This is a genomic window from Arthrobacter sp. CAN_A2 (assembly GCF_015752045.1).
GTDB lineage: Bacteria > Actinomycetota > Actinomycetes > Actinomycetales > Micrococcaceae > Arthrobacter_D.
Window position 1 is genome coordinate 15,415 of sequence record NZ_JADOUS010000001.1, and the last position, 15,194, is coordinate 30,608.

Annotated in this window: 13 protein-coding genes; 7 read left to right on the plus strand and 6 right to left on the minus strand. The window is 69.3% G+C overall.

Annotated features, from left to right (window positions below):
• Together rfbB and IWX63_RS00070 are read right to left on the minus strand one after the other, a co-directional pair.
• On the minus strand, nucleotides 1-999 hold the full coding sequence (rfbB, locus tag IWX63_RS00065; protein WP_199276130.1) for a dTDP-glucose 4,6-dehydratase: 999 nt from the start codon (nucleotides 997-999) through the stop codon (nucleotides 1-3).
• A gap of 91 nt (nucleotides 1,000-1,090) precedes the next feature.
• Complete coding sequence (locus tag IWX63_RS00070) at nucleotides 1,091-1,867, minus strand: hypothetical protein (RefSeq protein WP_199276131.1); 777 nt, start codon at nucleotides 1,865-1,867, stop codon at nucleotides 1,091-1,093.
• A gap of 212 nt (nucleotides 1,868-2,079) precedes the next feature.
• Between IWX63_RS00070 and IWX63_RS00075 the strand changes: the two genes are divergently transcribed.
• From IWX63_RS00075 to IWX63_RS00090, 4 genes are all read left to right on the plus strand, one after another.
• The gene (locus IWX63_RS00075; RefSeq protein WP_199276132.1) at nucleotides 2,080-2,568 is read left to right on the plus strand and encodes a DUF3515 domain-containing protein; all 489 of its coding nucleotides are present in this window, start codon (nucleotides 2,080-2,082) and stop codon (nucleotides 2,566-2,568) included.
• Between the two features lie 50 nt (nucleotides 2,569-2,618).
• On the plus strand, nucleotides 2,619-3,476 hold the full coding sequence (locus IWX63_RS00080; RefSeq protein ID WP_199276133.1) for an SMP-30/gluconolactonase/LRE family protein: 858 nt from the start codon (nucleotides 2,619-2,621) through the stop codon (nucleotides 3,474-3,476).
• 263 nt (nucleotides 3,477-3,739) lie between these two features.
• Nucleotides 3,740-4,552, plus strand: coding sequence for a glycosyltransferase (locus tag IWX63_RS00085; protein ID WP_199276134.1), 813 nt, complete (start codon nucleotides 3,740-3,742; stop codon nucleotides 4,550-4,552).
• Nucleotides 4,546-5,571: a glycosyltransferase gene (locus IWX63_RS00090; protein ID WP_199276135.1), complete on the plus strand. Its 1,026-nt coding sequence runs from the start codon at nucleotides 4,546-4,548 to the stop codon at nucleotides 5,569-5,571. Before IWX63_RS00085 ends, IWX63_RS00090 begins: the two co-directional genes overlap by 7 nt.
• A gap of 4 nt (nucleotides 5,572-5,575) precedes the next feature.
• On the opposite strand, the gene IWX63_RS00095 is transcribed toward IWX63_RS00090, so the two are convergent.
• The gene (locus IWX63_RS00095; protein WP_199276136.1) at nucleotides 5,576-6,490 is read right to left on the minus strand and encodes a 2-hydroxyacid dehydrogenase; all 915 of its coding nucleotides are present in this window, start codon (nucleotides 6,488-6,490) and stop codon (nucleotides 5,576-5,578) included.
• 168 nt (nucleotides 6,491-6,658) lie between these two features.
• Here IWX63_RS00095 and IWX63_RS00100 point away from each other — a divergent pair, with 168 nt between their 5' ends.
• Together IWX63_RS00100 and IWX63_RS00105 are read left to right on the plus strand one after the other, a co-directional pair.
• The gene (locus IWX63_RS00100; RefSeq protein WP_199276137.1) at nucleotides 6,659-8,041 is read left to right on the plus strand and encodes a D-arabinono-1,4-lactone oxidase; all 1,383 of its coding nucleotides are present in this window, start codon (nucleotides 6,659-6,661) and stop codon (nucleotides 8,039-8,041) included.
• Between the two features lie 45 nt (nucleotides 8,042-8,086).
• The gene (locus tag IWX63_RS00105; protein WP_199276138.1) at nucleotides 8,087-8,938 is read left to right on the plus strand and encodes a glycosyltransferase family 8 protein; all 852 of its coding nucleotides are present in this window, start codon (nucleotides 8,087-8,089) and stop codon (nucleotides 8,936-8,938) included.
• Nucleotides 8,939-9,092: 154 nt separating this feature from the next.
• Here the strand turns inward: IWX63_RS00105 and IWX63_RS00110 are convergent, their stop codons facing one another.
• Complete coding sequence (locus IWX63_RS00110; RefSeq protein ID WP_334685511.1) at nucleotides 9,093-12,029, minus strand: discoidin domain-containing protein; 2,937 nt, start codon at nucleotides 12,027-12,029, stop codon at nucleotides 9,093-9,095.
• Nucleotides 12,030-12,429: 400 nt separating this feature from the next.
• Here IWX63_RS00110 and IWX63_RS00115 point away from each other — a divergent pair, with 400 nt between their 5' ends.
• A complete protein-coding gene (locus IWX63_RS00115; RefSeq protein ID WP_043445882.1) occupies nucleotides 12,430-12,657 on the plus strand; it encodes a DUF3072 domain-containing protein in 228 nt (75 codons plus the stop codon).
• A 91-nt stretch (nucleotides 12,658-12,748) separates the two neighbouring features.
• Here the strand turns inward: IWX63_RS00115 and ribA are convergent, their stop codons facing one another.
• Together ribA and IWX63_RS00125 are read right to left on the minus strand one after the other, a co-directional pair.
• Complete coding sequence (gene ribA / locus IWX63_RS00120; protein WP_199276140.1) at nucleotides 12,749-14,137, minus strand: GTP cyclohydrolase II; 1,389 nt, start codon at nucleotides 14,135-14,137, stop codon at nucleotides 12,749-12,751.
• Between the two features lie 73 nt (nucleotides 14,138-14,210).
• Entirely contained in the window at nucleotides 14,211-15,137 is a 927-nt protein-coding gene (locus IWX63_RS00125) for a LysR family transcriptional regulator (RefSeq protein ID WP_199276141.1), read from the minus strand.
• Nucleotides 15,138-15,194 lie beyond the last annotated feature (57 nt).

A 15,194-nucleotide genomic window follows, 5' to 3' on the forward strand; every position in this document is an offset into this window, starting at 1 on the left:
CTACTGCCCCTGCTCGGTGTACCTGGTCTCGGTGGCAGCCTTCTGCGGGCGCCACCAGTCCTCGTTGTCGCGGTACCAGGCGATCGTCTCGCGCAGGCCCTCCTCGAAGTGGTCGAACTCCGGCGTCCACCCGAGCTCGGTGCGCAGCTTCGTCGAGTCGATGGCATACCGCATGTCGTGGCCCACCCGGTCCACCACCTGGTCGTAGGCGTCCGCCGGCCGGCCCATCTCCGTGAGGATGAGTTCCACGACGTCCCTGTTGTTGCGCTCCCCATCCGCGCCGATGAGATAGGTCTGCCCGATCTCTCCCTTGTTGAGGATGGTCCACACCGCCGAGGAGTGGTCGTTCGCGTGGATCCAGTCCCGGACGTTCAGGCCCTCGCCGTAGAGCTTGGGCCGGACGCCGTCGATCACGTTGGTGATCTGCCGGGGGATGAATTTCTCGACGTGCTGGTAAGGCCCGTAATTGTTGGAGCAGTTGCTGATGGTCGCCTGGGCGCCGAAGGAGCGGACCCATGCGCGAACGAGGAGGTCGGACCCGGCCTTCGTCGAGGAGTAGGGGCTCGACGGATTGTAGGGCGTGCTCTCGGAGAACCGCTCCGGATCGTCCAGCTCGAGGTCACCGTAGACCTCGTCCGTGCTGATGTGGTGGAACCGCGCACCGTACCGGCGGGCAGCTTCGAGCAGCGTGTAGGTGCCGATGATGTTCGTGTCGAGAAACGGCCGCGGATCGTGCAGCGAATTGTCGTTGTGCGACTCTGCGGCGTAGTGGACGACAGCGTCCGCCCGCTCGGTCAGCCGGTCGACGACGGCGGCGTCGGCAATGTCGCCGACCACCAGTTCGAAGCGGCCGGACGGCACACCATCGAGGGACGCGGCGTTCCCCGCATAAGTCATCTTGTCGAGGACTGTGACGGAGACGTCCGTGTGGTCCATCAGGTAGTGGACGAAATTGGACCCGATGAAACCGGCACCACCGGTAACCAATACATTCTTCACGTCCTGCACTTTACCGGTCGGCCGCGCCGAAGCCGGGCTCGGACGGGTTCAGCGCGCGCCACCGACCTGCCCGGACGGCGGCACACCCTGATCAGTGCTGACGCCGACGGCGGACGGCGAGGACCGCGACGGCGGCCAACGCAGCGGCGAGGATGCCCGCACCGATCCAGGCGACCGGCGCCAGCGACGCCGCACGCTCCTCCTCGGCGGCCGCCGCCGCAGTCACGCTGCTGCTCGCGGTCGGCGGGGCGGACCGGGTGGAACGCGGTGTGGCACTCGCGGTGGCCGTCGCCGGGACACTGCCGACAGCGGCGGGCGAAACGGTCCGGGCCGGCGGGGCGACCGCGACCGGAGCTGTCGCCGTCGCACTGGCAGTCGGCGAGGCAGAGGGAGACGCCGTCGCCGTCGTGGCGGCCGGGCTGGGACTCGGTGCCGGTACGGGTGCCTCGTCGACGATCTCCACGACCTCGCGGGTCGCCGCTTCGTACCGGAGGTTCGTGTAGATGAGGGTGTCGGCAAACACGAGATTGCCGGTGCCGGGTTCGATGAGGTGCCCGGTCCCCGGGTGGACGAGGAACCCGGTGCGGGCGTTGATGGCGAAGCCCGTGGCCGGGTCCGTCCCCGAGGTCGCCAGCGGGTCGACGACGGGCGGGGCGGGTTCGCCGAAAGTCGCATCCGGCTGTGGCTGCTCCGCGACGCGGGGCTGCTGCGGGCCGACCACGGCGGGGCGGCCGGACGAGGGCTCCGACTCGACGGCCAGGGCGGCCACCGGTGTGGCGAGCACCGCTGCGGCAAGGAGGACGGCGACCGTGCCGGGCACGGTCCTGCGGGCGGTGGCGGTCGGGGGGAAGCGGCGGTGCGTGGTCATTCGTCCTCGGCTCGGGATCTCGCACGCGCGGGTTGTGGGGCTACGCGGGTGCGCGGGGGGAACCAGCAGCCTGAGACTGGCTGCCGGCACCTGAATCCTACTGGCGGGTGCTCCTGCTGCCCTGTTTTCCGAGAGGGCGGACGGCGTCGTGTCGCGCACCTGCCGAGACTGCCCACGGGGCAGCAGTGCAACACCACCGATAGGCTGGCATCATGCCTGCCCTCCCCCGCGCCCTGACCTCCCTGCTGCCCGCCGTGGCCCTCCTGGCCGGGCTGACCGGGTGCTCATCGGTGGTGGACGTGGACCCTGCCACGGACGCCGCGAACGCCCGGTGCGCCGACGTCATGATCGCGCTGCCGCCCACCGTCGCCGAGAACGAGCAGCGTGACACGAACAGCCAGGCCACCTCGGCCTGGGGTGACCCGTCCCGTGTGGTGCTGCGGTGCGGCGTCGACGTGCCGGGCCCCACCACCGATCCGTGCGTAACGGTCAACGACGTCGACTGGGTGGTCCGCGAGGGGGATCCGGCGTGGACGGCCACCACGTACGGGCGCGATCCGGCGGTCGAGGTCCTGTTCGATCCCGACGAGGTGGCGTCCAGCACCGTTCTCGTGGAACTCGGCGGCGCCGTGTCGCGGGTCGAGCAGACGCGCGCCTGCGTCGGGTTGTCCGACGCGACCCCCGCACCGACGGACGGCTGACGCACCACCCCGCTCCTTCGCGCCCGAACCACCGACTGCCAGGAGGCACCGTGAAAGCCGAGCAAATCTCCGACGTCTGCACATTCCACGGGGAGGGGCCGTACTGGGATCCGCGCCGCGGCGAGCTCCTCCTCGTCGACATGATGGAGGGCGACGTCCTGGTCCGGCACGAGGACGGGGGCTTCGACCGGCACAGCGTCCACCCGCGCGTAGCCGGTGTTCTCCGCGGACGCGCCTCCGGCGGCTACGTGATCGGCGTCGAACGCGGCTTCGTGTTCGCCGATGACTCCTTCTCGACCCTCGAGCAGGGCCCGGAAGCCTTCGGCGACGACACCGTCCGCATGAACGACGGCGGCTGCGACGCCGCCGGCCGCTTCCTGTGCGGATCCATGGGCTGGGAAGGCGGTTTCGGTGTGGGGTCGCTGTACTCACTGGGCGCCGATCACACCGTCTCCACCCTCCTGACAGGCCTTTCCGTGTCCAACGGACTGCACTTCTCCCCCTCGGGCGACACCGCGTTCCTCAGCGACACCCCGACTGGCCGTATCGATGCCCTCGGGTACGACGTCGACGCCGGCCGGTTCACCGACCGGCGCACCTTCGCCGTCGTCGAGCCTGCGCTCGGCATGCCGGACGGCATGGCGATCGACGCGGAGGGCGGCATCTGGACAGCCCTGTACGGAGGTGGCGCGGTCGCCAGGTACGACGCCTCCGGCAGGCTCTCCGAGCACTTACCGCTGCCCGTCACCAACGTGACGGCCTGCGCGTTCGGCGGGAAGGACCTCTCGACGCTGTTCATCACGACCACGCAGGAGAACATCCCCGAGGGATCGGAACCCGCAGCGGGCGCATTGTTCGCCGTCGAGCCCGGCGTCGCCGGCGCTCCCCTGCCCATGTACAACGGCTAGCGGGATCTCCTCAGGGGGCCCACCGATCACGGACGTCCCTGCATTACTTGAGATAATCGCCGGCCTTCTTTGAGCAAGCCCCCAGATGGATGAGGCCCACGACGACCGGCCGAGGATCGCAGAGGAGACCTTCTTGGCAAGGGCCATGGCAAAGACCCGGTATTCTGCAATGCGGTGATACAACGCCACCTGATCTGACGGGAACCGATGTTCGTGACCACCTTGAACGGCGACCGCGGGGGCCGCACCGCCCGCGCCGAGCAGTGACCTCCTCGAGTACCGCCGCGTCGGCCCTGGTGGTCATCCCAGCGTTCGGTTTGCCGGAGCTGACCGATGCGGTGGTGCGTGACCTGTGTCGCGACGGAAGCGATCTCGACCCGTCCGTGCGCATCGTGGTGGTGGACAACGCCGGTGACTACGTGCTGCCTGAGGGGCGCATCGAGGTCCATCGCCCAGGGCGCAACCTGCGGTGGATCGGCGCCGCCAACTGGGCTCTACAGACGGCATCGCGCGATGGTCATGCGGTCTGCGTGGTGCTGAACAACGACATCCGGCTGTCGCCCGGCTTCCTCGACGGATTGCTCGCGCCCTTCTCGACAGCGGACGACATAGCGCTCGCGGCGGCCTGCTACGACGATTTCTGGCTCCACCAGCGGGCCCATGCGATCCCGAGTACCGCCGCGGAGTACGTCCCGCGCGACGTGCTGCGCGACGTCGATTTCTGTGACGGCACCGCCATAGCGTTCGCGGTACCCCCCGTCGTCGAACTGGGGTGCCTGGACGAGGTCACCTTCTCCCGGCACGGCTACGGCGCGGACCTCGACCTGGCGATCCGCGTGCGGGCAGCCGGCCTGCGGTGCGTGATCACGGAGGGCGCCTACGTCTCGCACCTGCGGCGGCAGACGATGAACAGGACCGGTCAGACCTCCGAGGGCAATCGGGCGGAGATCCTGCAAGGCCTGGACGCCAAGTGGGGCGACGGGTGGCGGGCGGACGTCGGGCTCGGTCCGGACTCGTTCCCGGCCCACAACGTCGGGAGCGGCGCGTCGTGGTACCTGACCCCTCCGGCATGGTGAGCACCCCGAGACGATCCCCGGGGCGGATCGTCTACGCGGGTTTCGCCACTCCCCACCACAGCGGCGGCGTGCATGTGATGACACAGCACGTCCGGCTTCTGCGTGAGCGCGGCCACGAGGCCTGGTTGTGGCTGCCCGATCCGCATGACCGCACCGAATGGATCGCCGACGACGTGCCGATGCTGTTCGGCGCCACCACTCCGATCGGTGCTGACGACCTTCTGGTGCTGCCGGAGACACCGACCGTCCAAGGCCGCGATCCCGCACCCGGAGCCCGCAAGGTCATCTTCAACCAGAACCACTTCTACACCTTCGCCGCCGGCGCCCCCGGCGAGGATTTTCCCGGCTGGGCGCCGGCGCCCGCGCTCTGGGTGGTGTCCGAGGAGAGCCGCGACGTCCTGGCCGCCGCGCTGCCCGGCCTGCCGGTGAGTCTGGTGCCCAACCCGGTGGACGGCGAGCTCTTCGCCCCCTGCGCGAGCGAGCAGCTCCGGGTGAGCTGGTTTCCCAAGAAGCGACCGCGGGAGGCCTCGCTGCTGAAGCGGCTGCTGGTCGACGACGAACGGCTCTCTGGGGTGGATCTGGTGGAGCTGGTCCGAACCCCGCGGGCCGAGGTGGCCGCCACCCTGGGGAGCTCGGCGGTCTTCGTCGCGCTGGGGCACACCGAGAGCTTCGGTCTGCCGGTCGCCGAGGCGCTGGCGTCGGGCTGTCTCGTGGTCGGCTACGACGGCGGCGGCGGTCACGAGCTGTTCGAGGCGCCTGGAGCGTGGCGGGTCCCGGACCAGCGACCGCTGCTCCTCCGCGACCAAGTGGCGGACCTGATCCAGCACATAGACGCCCTGGCGCCCGTACGCGCCGCGAACCGCCGCTGGGTGCTGGACCGCTACCCGTTCGCCCGGACCGGCGCCGCGCTGCAGGAGGCGGTCGCAGCTGCCTTCGCCCGGCCCGGCACCGAGGCCGTGGCCGAGCATCCGGTCGCCTGGCTCGACAGCCTCGGTCCGCACTTCACGGCGTACGCCTGAAGGCTCAGTCGGCGCGCTTCACAACGTTGACGAGGTCCTCGCCGGCGACGTACCGGCGCACCTGCGCGTTGACCAGCGCGAAGGCTCGCTGACCGGACTGCGCTATGGAGCCGGCCGCGTGCGGGGTGATGATCAGGTTCGGCGCCTTCCACAGCGGATGATCGGCGGGCAGCGGCTCCGGCTCCATCACGTCCAAGGCGGCGCGCAGCCGACCGGCCGTCAGCTCTGCGAGCAGTGCGGAGGTGTCGACGACCTTGCCGCGCGCGACGTTGACCAGGAGGGCGCCGTCGGGCATGCGGGACAGGAACTCGGCATCTACGAGCCCGGTCGTGTCGGCGGTGAGCGGAACGGTCAGCACCACCACGTCAGCCTCGGGCAGCAGGCTCGGCAGCTCCGAGATGGCGTGGATGCCGTCCCGTGCGGTGTGCGCCACGAGCACCGGGACGGCATCGAAGCTCCGCAGCCGGCGCGCGGTCTGCTCTCCGAGGTCACCGGCGCCGATGATCAGGACCCGCTTGTCGCGCAGGTCGTCGGCCTCCATCGGCTCCCACCGGCCCTGTCGCTGCGCTTCGCCGAAGTGGGGCAGCCTGCGCAGCGTGGCCAGGACGACGGCCAGGACCAGCTCGGCGACGGCCGAGCCGTGCACGCCGCGTGCGGTGCATAGCGAGACACCGTCCGGGACGTGGTCGAGGATGTCCTCCACGCCGGCACTCGTCAGCTGGGTGATCTCGAGCTTGGGCATGGCGGCGAACTTCTCGGCGAGGTTGGTGGAGTCCTCGACCTGCGGCACCCAGAAGACGGTCTCCGCCAGGCGTTCGGGCTTCTCTCCCTCGCCGTCCCAGACGATCACCTCGACCTCGTCGGGAAGGGCGCCGAGGAGGTCACGGGCATTCGGGTCGGGTACGCATACGACAGTCATCTCGTCAGTGTAAACATTCCCTCAACGAGGCTGGGCTATGGTGACAGCAGGACTTCTACAGAACTGAGAAGTTCGTTCACGGCAGTGGAGAACGCCTGTGCCGGTGGATCAGCTCTGCACGTCAGTGCGGCTTCGAAGGCAGAACCGAACTTCTACAGGAGACACGTCATGGCCATCACACAGCTCGCCTACCCCCACCAGGAGCCGGAGTTCACCGGTGAGGACACCCGGCTCCGCAACTGGGCCAGGAACTCCCGCCTGGGTCCGCCCGGCTCGGTCGTCGCGCCGGCCACCGAGGCGGAGCTGTGCGACTTCCTGTCCACCAGTGACGGCCGGGTCCGGATGATCGGGAACCGAATGTCGCCCGGCAGGATGATCGAGGTCGCGGACGGGGCCGGCACGCTCCTGGACCTGAGCAGTCTCAGCGGACTGATCTCCAGCACCGATGACACAGCGACCTTCGCCGGCTCGACGTCCCTGGCCGAGGTGTACGCGTTCCTCACCGCACGAGGGCAGATGCTGGACGCCTCGCCCGGGGTGATCGCCGAGCAGACGCTGGCCGGCGCCCTGTCCACGGGAACCCACGGTCAAGGCCTGCAGCAGAGCTCGATCGCCGGCGCCGCGCTGGCCATCCGCATGGTACTGGCCGACGGCACGGTCGCGGAGTTCCACCATGACCACCCTGATTTCCCCGCCGTCCAGCTCGGCCTCGGTTCACTGGGTGTGATCACCGCCGTGACGTTGCGTGCGCGGGAGTCCATGATTTACACCTGCGTGAAGAAGGCCGTCGACGCCGGCACGCTCGAGACGGACCTGGAGACCTGGAATCGGGAGAACATCCTGGTCAAGGCGTGGTGGTTCCCGCAGGAGAATCAGGTCCAGGTGTGGACCGCCAACGAGGCGTCCGAGGACGAGGTGTCCCGGTACCGGGCGGGCGGCAGTCAGCTCGTGGAATACGCGACGACCGATGCGTCCATGAACAGCACCGTGGAGTCCACGCTGCAGCATCTGCGCGACGACAGCAAGGGTGTTGCCGACAACGGCAAGTCGCTCCGCACGGTGTCACGCTTCCGGGACTTCACCGACGTCACGGGTGACATCTACCAGGTGTTCTGCCGGGGGATCGCGACCCCCCAGATCAACGTCGAGATCGGCGTCCCGCTCGCCCGTGCCGGAGCGGTGATCAGGAAGATCAAGGACTGGCACGCTGAGACGCGCCCGCGGATGCACTATCCGGTGATCCTCCGCTGCACCGGCCCGTCCGACGGATGGCTGAGCCCGTCCCACGGCCAGGACACCTGCTACTTCGGCTTCGTGGTCTACTACGCGGCCGACGGTTCGCTGTCCGAGGAGGGCGATAGCTTCCTCCGGGCAGTGGAACGGGTCCTGGCCGAGGAGGGTGGCCGGCCCCACTGGGGCAAGTACTTCGACGAGTCCCTCTACGACTGGCCGGCGCTCTACCCCCGGTGGGAAGCCTTCCGCCGGGTGCGCGAGGCGCTGGACCCGGAGCACCGCTTCGCGAATGCCTTCACCGTTGCGCTACTCGACTGACCCGACCCGGCCACTAGGACAGGAGCACCACCGATGAACGCCTGGGTGACCTTGCTGACTCAACCCGACTACCTGATCGGGGTCCGGACGCTGAGGGCCTCGCTGGCGCGCTCCGGCAGCACCACCCCCCTCGTCGTCATGGTGACCGAGGGGATCGACGAGCAGGCCCGGCGCATCCTGCAGGACGACGGGTGCCTCCTGCGCGACGTAGCACCGTTGCGTCCCGCCGGGGGATCGGCGGACAGCTACGCCAACGCCCGGTTCGCGGAGGTGTGGACCAAGCTGGCCGTCTGGGGTCTCACGGAGTTCGAGCGCGTGGTCTTCCTGGACGCCGACATGCTGGTGACCCGGAACATGGACGAGCTGTTCTCGCTGGACCTGGCCGACGGCGCCATCGCCGCCTGCCACGCCTGCCGGTGCAACCCCAACCGGATCGCGAGCTATCCGCCGAGCTGGACACCCCAGACCTGCTTCTACACGCACTGTCGGGGCGGCGACCACGTCACCGAACCGGGCGCGACGGACAACTACCTGAACGGCGGCTTCCTCGTGTTATCGCCCGATCAGGCCGTCTTCGCCGACATGGTAGGGCGGCTGGCGGCCGTGGACGACCTGTCTCGCTACCCGTTCGCCGAACAGGACTTCCTCAACGAGTTTTACCGGGACCGCTGGCTACCGCTGCCCTACGTATATAACGCGCTGAAGACCCTGCCGCACCAGCACCCGTCGGTCTGGGATCCGGCGTCGGTGAAGAACATCCACTACATCATCGACAAGCCGTGGGCGAAGCCGCTCGACTCCACCGACCGGTACTTCGAGGTGAACCGGCTCTGGTGGGAGATGGCCGACACCCTAGGCGCACCCGCCAACTCAACACCCACCCATCGCGCCGTGTGATCATCCTCCACCAGGGCCGCAGGCCGAACCCCAGGGCCGACGGAAAAGCACCGGCAGCCGCCCTTGGTGTGATAGCCGGACGTCCGATCCGCGACCAGGAACCCCCAGCGGTCTCTCCGCAAGGGACGCCCGTCGATCGCGGGCGTCCCCTCCGTCACTTGATCGAGATAGTCGACGCGACGCTGGGCACCCCGTTGTCATCCATCGCGAAGAGCATGTAGTTGCCCGGCACGAGGATCCCGGGGTCCGCCGGCAGCGTCAGCGACGACGTGTTGCCATTCACCGAGGTCGCGGTCAGCGGAATGCGCCGCTGGTCCGTGTTCACGGTATGGGTCACCGTGCTCATCCGTACAAGGGAGAACTCGGTGACCGGCGAACCGGTGGTGATGGCGACGGTGCTGCCGACCGCGGCGGTCGTCGGTGCGGCGACGATGGCCGGCCGCGCGCGCTCGCTGCCGTCGGCGTTCAGCAGGTAGGGAGGCGTGAAGATCTCCCCGTCCAGATGGTTCGTTTTCGTGCAGTTGGTGCACAGCCCGCCGCCACCCACGAAGATCCTGCCGTCGGGAAGCAGCAGTGCGACGCTGTGATAGGTCCGGGGAACGGCCATCGGGGCCATCATGGTCCACTTGCCGGTCTCCGGGTTCCAGATCTCCGGAGCCATCCGGGCGTCCGTGTCGGTGAACGGGACGGGGGTGGCCTGGCCTCCGACGACGAACACCTGGCCGTCGGGCAGGGCGACACCGTTCGCGAACGACCGCGTGACCGCCATGTCCTCGGTCCGGTCCACGCGGACTCCGTCGTTGATGTCGATGGTGTAGGCCCGGGCGGTGGCGGGAGCATCCGAATAGGCAGTTGCGCCGCCCACGGTCAGGATCTTGCCGACGTCGTACATCACTGCATCGCCATTCATCGCGTCCGCGCTATCGGACCGCAGGCCGGCATCGGTGATGCTGCCGTTGCCGGTGGTGGAGATCCAGTTCATCCTGCGGCTCGGCCCGGCGTGGAAGACCCGACCACCGGGAGCGGCGAACAGCCAGGCGTGATTGTCGGAACGGTACTGGCCCCGGGGATCGTCGGTCAGGATGCTGTCGACCCCCACGTTCGGCAGCGTCCGCCAGCCGCCTGCTGCGGACCAGATCTCCCCGTTCTTCGCGGCGGCGCCGCCGGACCAGGATCCGCCGATGGTGAAGACCTCCCCGGTGGAGGTGGTCACGTTGCTCTGGTAGCCCCGTGCGATCTTCATGTCCGGCCCGGGGGTCCAGGCATTCGTCGTCGGGTTGTACAGGCTCGTCTTCGAACTGTTGCTGCCGCCGGTGACCATGATCGTCCCGTCGGGCAGCATCGAGGTGCCCGGGCAGAACATGTCGTGGCCGGTGTTGGAGACCTGGGCCTGGGTCACCTTGCCCGTGGCGATATCGAGGATGGATGTCTGGGTGTACCCCCTGCTGCCCCCGAACGTGGTCGGAGAGTAGGAGGACCAGGTCAGCAGTTTGTTGCCGGGCAGGATGGCCGCGGCCGCCGGCACGAGGGGGAAGTTGATGGTGGGACCCCAGGATCCTGCGGAAGACCCCGCCGACGATCCCGCCGAGGGGCCGAGGAGGTTGATCTCTGCGGCGCTGCTCCAGGGGCCCCGGTTGCCCGCCTCGGAGGTCGCGGTCAACCGGACGTACCGGGCGCTGACCGCGGTGAAGTCCACCGTCTTCTCAACACCGGTATCCGCCCAGGTGCCCGTGGCGAGCACATTCCAGGTGATCCCGTCGGAGCTGGCCTCGATCGAGTACTTGCCGATCCGCCCGTTCCCGCCGTCGGGACGCGGAAGATACGTCAGGCCCGCGATGCCCCGCGCCGCCTTCGTGTCGATCGTGATGGAATGCGGCAACGGAGCCGCCGGAGCCGGCGAGTACCTGGTGTGCCAGATCGTCGCCGTATCACCGTCCAGGACATTGGCGGCACCGTTGTTCACCCGCGCGGTCTCCGCATCACTGGCCGTGGCCGTCCACCCCGCCCGCGGCAGCACACCGGTTGCAGGGGCCGGTTCACCGCCGAGGAGGTTGATCTCCGCGGCGCTGCTCCAGGGGCCACGATTGCCGGCCTCGGAGGTCGCGGTCAACCGGACGTACCGGGCGCTCACCGCCGTGAAGGTGGCCGTCTTCTCAGCGATGGTGTCCGACCAGGTGCCCGTGGTGAGGACGCTCCAGGTGGTGCCGTCGGAGCTGGCTTCGATCGAGTACTTCCCGATCCGCCCGTTCCCACCGTCGGGGCGCGGAAGATACTGAAGGCCCGCGATGCCCCGTGCCGCCTTCGTGTCGATCGTGATGGAGTGCGGCAGCGGTGCCGCCGGCGCCGGCGAGTACCTGCTGTGCCAGATCGTGGCCGTGCTGCCGTCGAGCACGTTGGCCGCACCGTTGTTCACCCGCGCGATCTCCGCGTCGCTGGCCGTGGCCGTCCACCCCGCCCGCGGCAGCACCCCGGCGGCAGGGGCCGGATCGCCCGCGAAGAGGTTGATCTCCGCGGCGCTGCTCCAGGGGCCACGATTGCCGGCCTCGGAGGTCGCTGTCAACCGGACGTACCGGGCGCTCACTGCCGTGAAGGTGGCCGTCTTCTCGGCGATGGTGTCCGCCCACGTCCCGTTCGCCACCGGCTGGCTCCATGTGACACCGTCGACGCTCACCCGGATGTCGAAGCTCCCGATTCGCCCGTTCCCACCGTCCGGACGCGGCAGGTAGGCGAGGCCCGCGATACCGCGCGCCGCCTTCGTGTCGATCGTGATGGAGTGCGGCAGCGGAGCCGCCGGCGCCGGCGAGTACCTGGTGTGCCAGATTGTCGCCGTATCACCGTCCAGGACATTGGCGGCACCGTTGTTCACCCGCGCGGTCTCCGCATCACTGGCCGTGGCCGTCCACCCCGTGCGCGGCAGAGGAGCGGGAGCGGGCTCCACCAACGCGGCCGGAAGCACCGTGCTGTGATGCAGTTGGGTCGAGAGTGACGACCCGTTCGGGCCGGCGAGAGCGGCTCCGTGCACGTGGGAGCCGGCCGGACCTGTGGCCGCGGGCCCTACGGTTCCGCATCCGACGACGAGCAGAAGCACCATCAGGAGGGCGGGTACTCGACGTACGCTTCTCCGTCGTCCCGATCCGACCCTGGGGCTACCCAGCAGATGTATGACCCTGATGATGAAAGCGTGCGTTCGAGAAGCCACGGTGGTGCCATCCTTTTCCCCAGCAAATGTGACAAAAGACCTGCTTTCGACACTAGGAAGACGGCGACTCGTGAACAGGAGTGGGATGTACCGGAGGTTGGAGAGGGCCTACTCGTTTAACCCCGTCTGTGCTGAGGCAGGTACTTGGAAACAGGAACCGTGCCTACGCAGTACCGGTTCGCACGTCACGCAAGGGTGCGTAGCCGGCGCACCAACGGCCCCACTCGACAGGGGTGTCAGAGACAGTAAGTACACTGATGGCTCACGCTGTTCACGACGAAGAGGAACTCACATGGCAGACACACTGGGAAGCCCGAAATCCGAGCCCGAGGGCGGCTTCGAGCGCGATCCCTCCGACTGGGTCACCGGCGACGAGCCGATGACGGCGGCACAGCGGAGCTACCTCGACACGCTGGCACGCGAAGCCGGCGAGGAGATCCCCGCCGACATCAACAAGGCCGAGGCCTCCGAGCACATCGACCGGCTGCAGGGCAAGAGCAAGCGGGTCAGCGACTCCTGACCCCCGCTGATTCCACCCTCCGCGCCGGTCGTGCGGGAATGGTCGACCCTTCCCGCACGACGGGTCCGGGGAGTGGGATCAGGCGAACGGCCTACCGTGCGCCGGCGAAGTTGAACTCGGTGCAGATATCCTGGCCGAAGACGAAGCGCCGCACGGGTGCGGTACGGGCCTCGGCGATCGCATCGGATCCGGTGAAGCGGATGCCGGGAACGCCGTCCCCCACGAGCACCGGCGCCGTGGTGAGGTACAGGCGGTCCAGCAGCCCCGCCTCGAGGAAGCGCGACACGGTGTTGCCGCCACCTTCGATGAGGACCTTCTCCAGTCCCCTCGCCTGCAGGACGTCCAGGATCCGCTGGGGCGCGAAACCCTCCGCCGGCAACCGCACCACCTCCACGGAGGACGGCAGGCCGTCGGGGACCACCGCGTGGGCGCCGATGATCCAGAGCGTGGGCACGCCGTCGTCGGCCAGGACCCGCACCCCCGCCCCCACTTTCGCCGACGCGTCCAGGACCACCCGCACGGGGCTGCTGCCGGGCACGTCGCGCACCGCCAGCGAGCAGTCCTCGGCGAGGACGGTCGACGCCCCGACCACGACGGCGTCGACGAGCGCGCGCAGGCGCTGCAGGTGCCCGTGGTCGCCGCGGTCCTCGTGGAAGCCCGAGTCCCCCGAGCGTGAGGCGATGAACCCGTCGAGGCTCTGCCGCAGCTGTCCGACGACGAGCTGCCCGGACGCCCCCGCGAGGTAGCCGTAACGGTGGGTCAGCTCCTCCGCCTCGCCCGGCGCGGGGGCCGGGGGCACGGCGCCGTCGAGCAGGGCGCTCCAGGCATCGGCGGACGGCGGTGCGTCGTGCCGCATGCGGGCGCGCTTCGTCGCAAGATAACCGGCATTCTCCGATCGCTCCGACACGGCGAGGCCGCGGCGCTCGACGACGTCGATCCCGAGATCCTCGAGCGCCTCCTCCTTGGCGGGGTTGCCGGAGAGCAGGCGGACCGCGCGGATGCTAAGGTCCTGCAGGATCTCGGCCGCCTGGTCGTAGCGCCGGGCGTCGATGGGCAGTCCCAGCGCGGTGTTCGCGTCCACGGTGTCAACACCCTGGTCCTGCAGGGCGTAGGCCTTGAGCTTGGCGAGCAGTCCGATGCCGCGGCCCTCGTGCCCGCGGACGTACACCAGGACGCCGCGTCCCTCCTCGGCGATCGCTGCGAGCGCGGCGTCGAGCTGTTCCCCGCAGTCGCAGCGCCAGGACCCGAAAGCGTCCCCGGTGAGGCATTCGCTGTGGACGCGGACCAGGGGCGGCGCCTCGGCCGGACCGTGCGCGGCGTCGTCGATCCCCTGCGCGAGGGCCACGTGCTCCGTGCCCTCGCCGTCCCGGTAGCCGATCATGCGGAAGGTCCCGTGCCTGGTGGGCAGCACGGTCTCGACCACCCTCTCGATGGTGGCCGGCACGGGTGCTGATGCGTGGTGCGTGGACTGCAGGGACATGGGACAACCTTAGGAGCGGAGCGTGGTGACGCGAAAAGCAGGTGTGCTCAGGACAACGGGTGGCCGCGGCCTTTTATTGCGCTTCCTGCAGGACGGAGGGCCGTCGGACGTCGGCGGCGGCGCGGTCCAGGACCTCGCGGACGGCGAGGACGGCGGGCCGCCGCGCACCCGCACGGCGCGCCGAGGTGAAGATGGAGCGCCGCGGGTCCTCGGCGAGATCGAGCAGCCGCACGGGCACGTTCCGGCCCGTCCAGACCAGCTCCGGCATGAGCGCGACCGCGTTGCCGGACTCGATGAGCCGGATTTGCGCCTGCAGGTCCGCCGTCTCGTACCGTACGTCGGGTTCGAAGCCGGCGCGCCGGCACGCCTGCTCGGCCCAGTGCCGCGACGCCGCTCCCCGTGGTTCCATCACCCAGGCCGCGCCTTCTGCCTCCGCTACCGACGAGATGCCGGCATAGCGGTGGCCTGCCAGGGGCACGGCGAGCTGGATGGCGTCCTGCGTCAGCGCCACGTGGTCGAGTTCGGGGTGGCGGGGAGCGGCATGCCCCGGGTACTGCTCCGCGATCACGAGGTCGAAGTCCCGGGCGAAGGTCTCGTAGAGGGCGGTCTCCGGCTCGCGCTGCACCATCTCCACGCGGACGTCCGGATAGTCGAGGGTCATGGCGGTCAGGGCATCCGGCATCAGGGCGAGCGCGGCCGACTGGAACACCGCGACGCGGACCGTCCCGGACACGGTGGTCAGCGAGGCGGCGAGATCGGCCTCGGCCCGTTCGAGGGTCTCCAGCAGTTCCGCGGTGTGGGCGACGAGGACCTCGGCCTGGGGCGTGAGGACCACGCGGCGCCCGGTCTTCCGCAGCAGCTGGACGCCCACCTCCTTCTCGAGCAGGGCGAGCTGCTGCGACACGGAGGACGGGCTGTAGCTCAGGGCCGCGGCGACCTCCGCGAGGGTCCCCCGGATCTTCAGTTCACGGAGCAGCCGGAGCCTGCGCAGGTCGAGCATCGAGTCCCCATTCGTTCGGTCCTGCTGATGGATACCGTTCGGTAATCATCGCTTTTC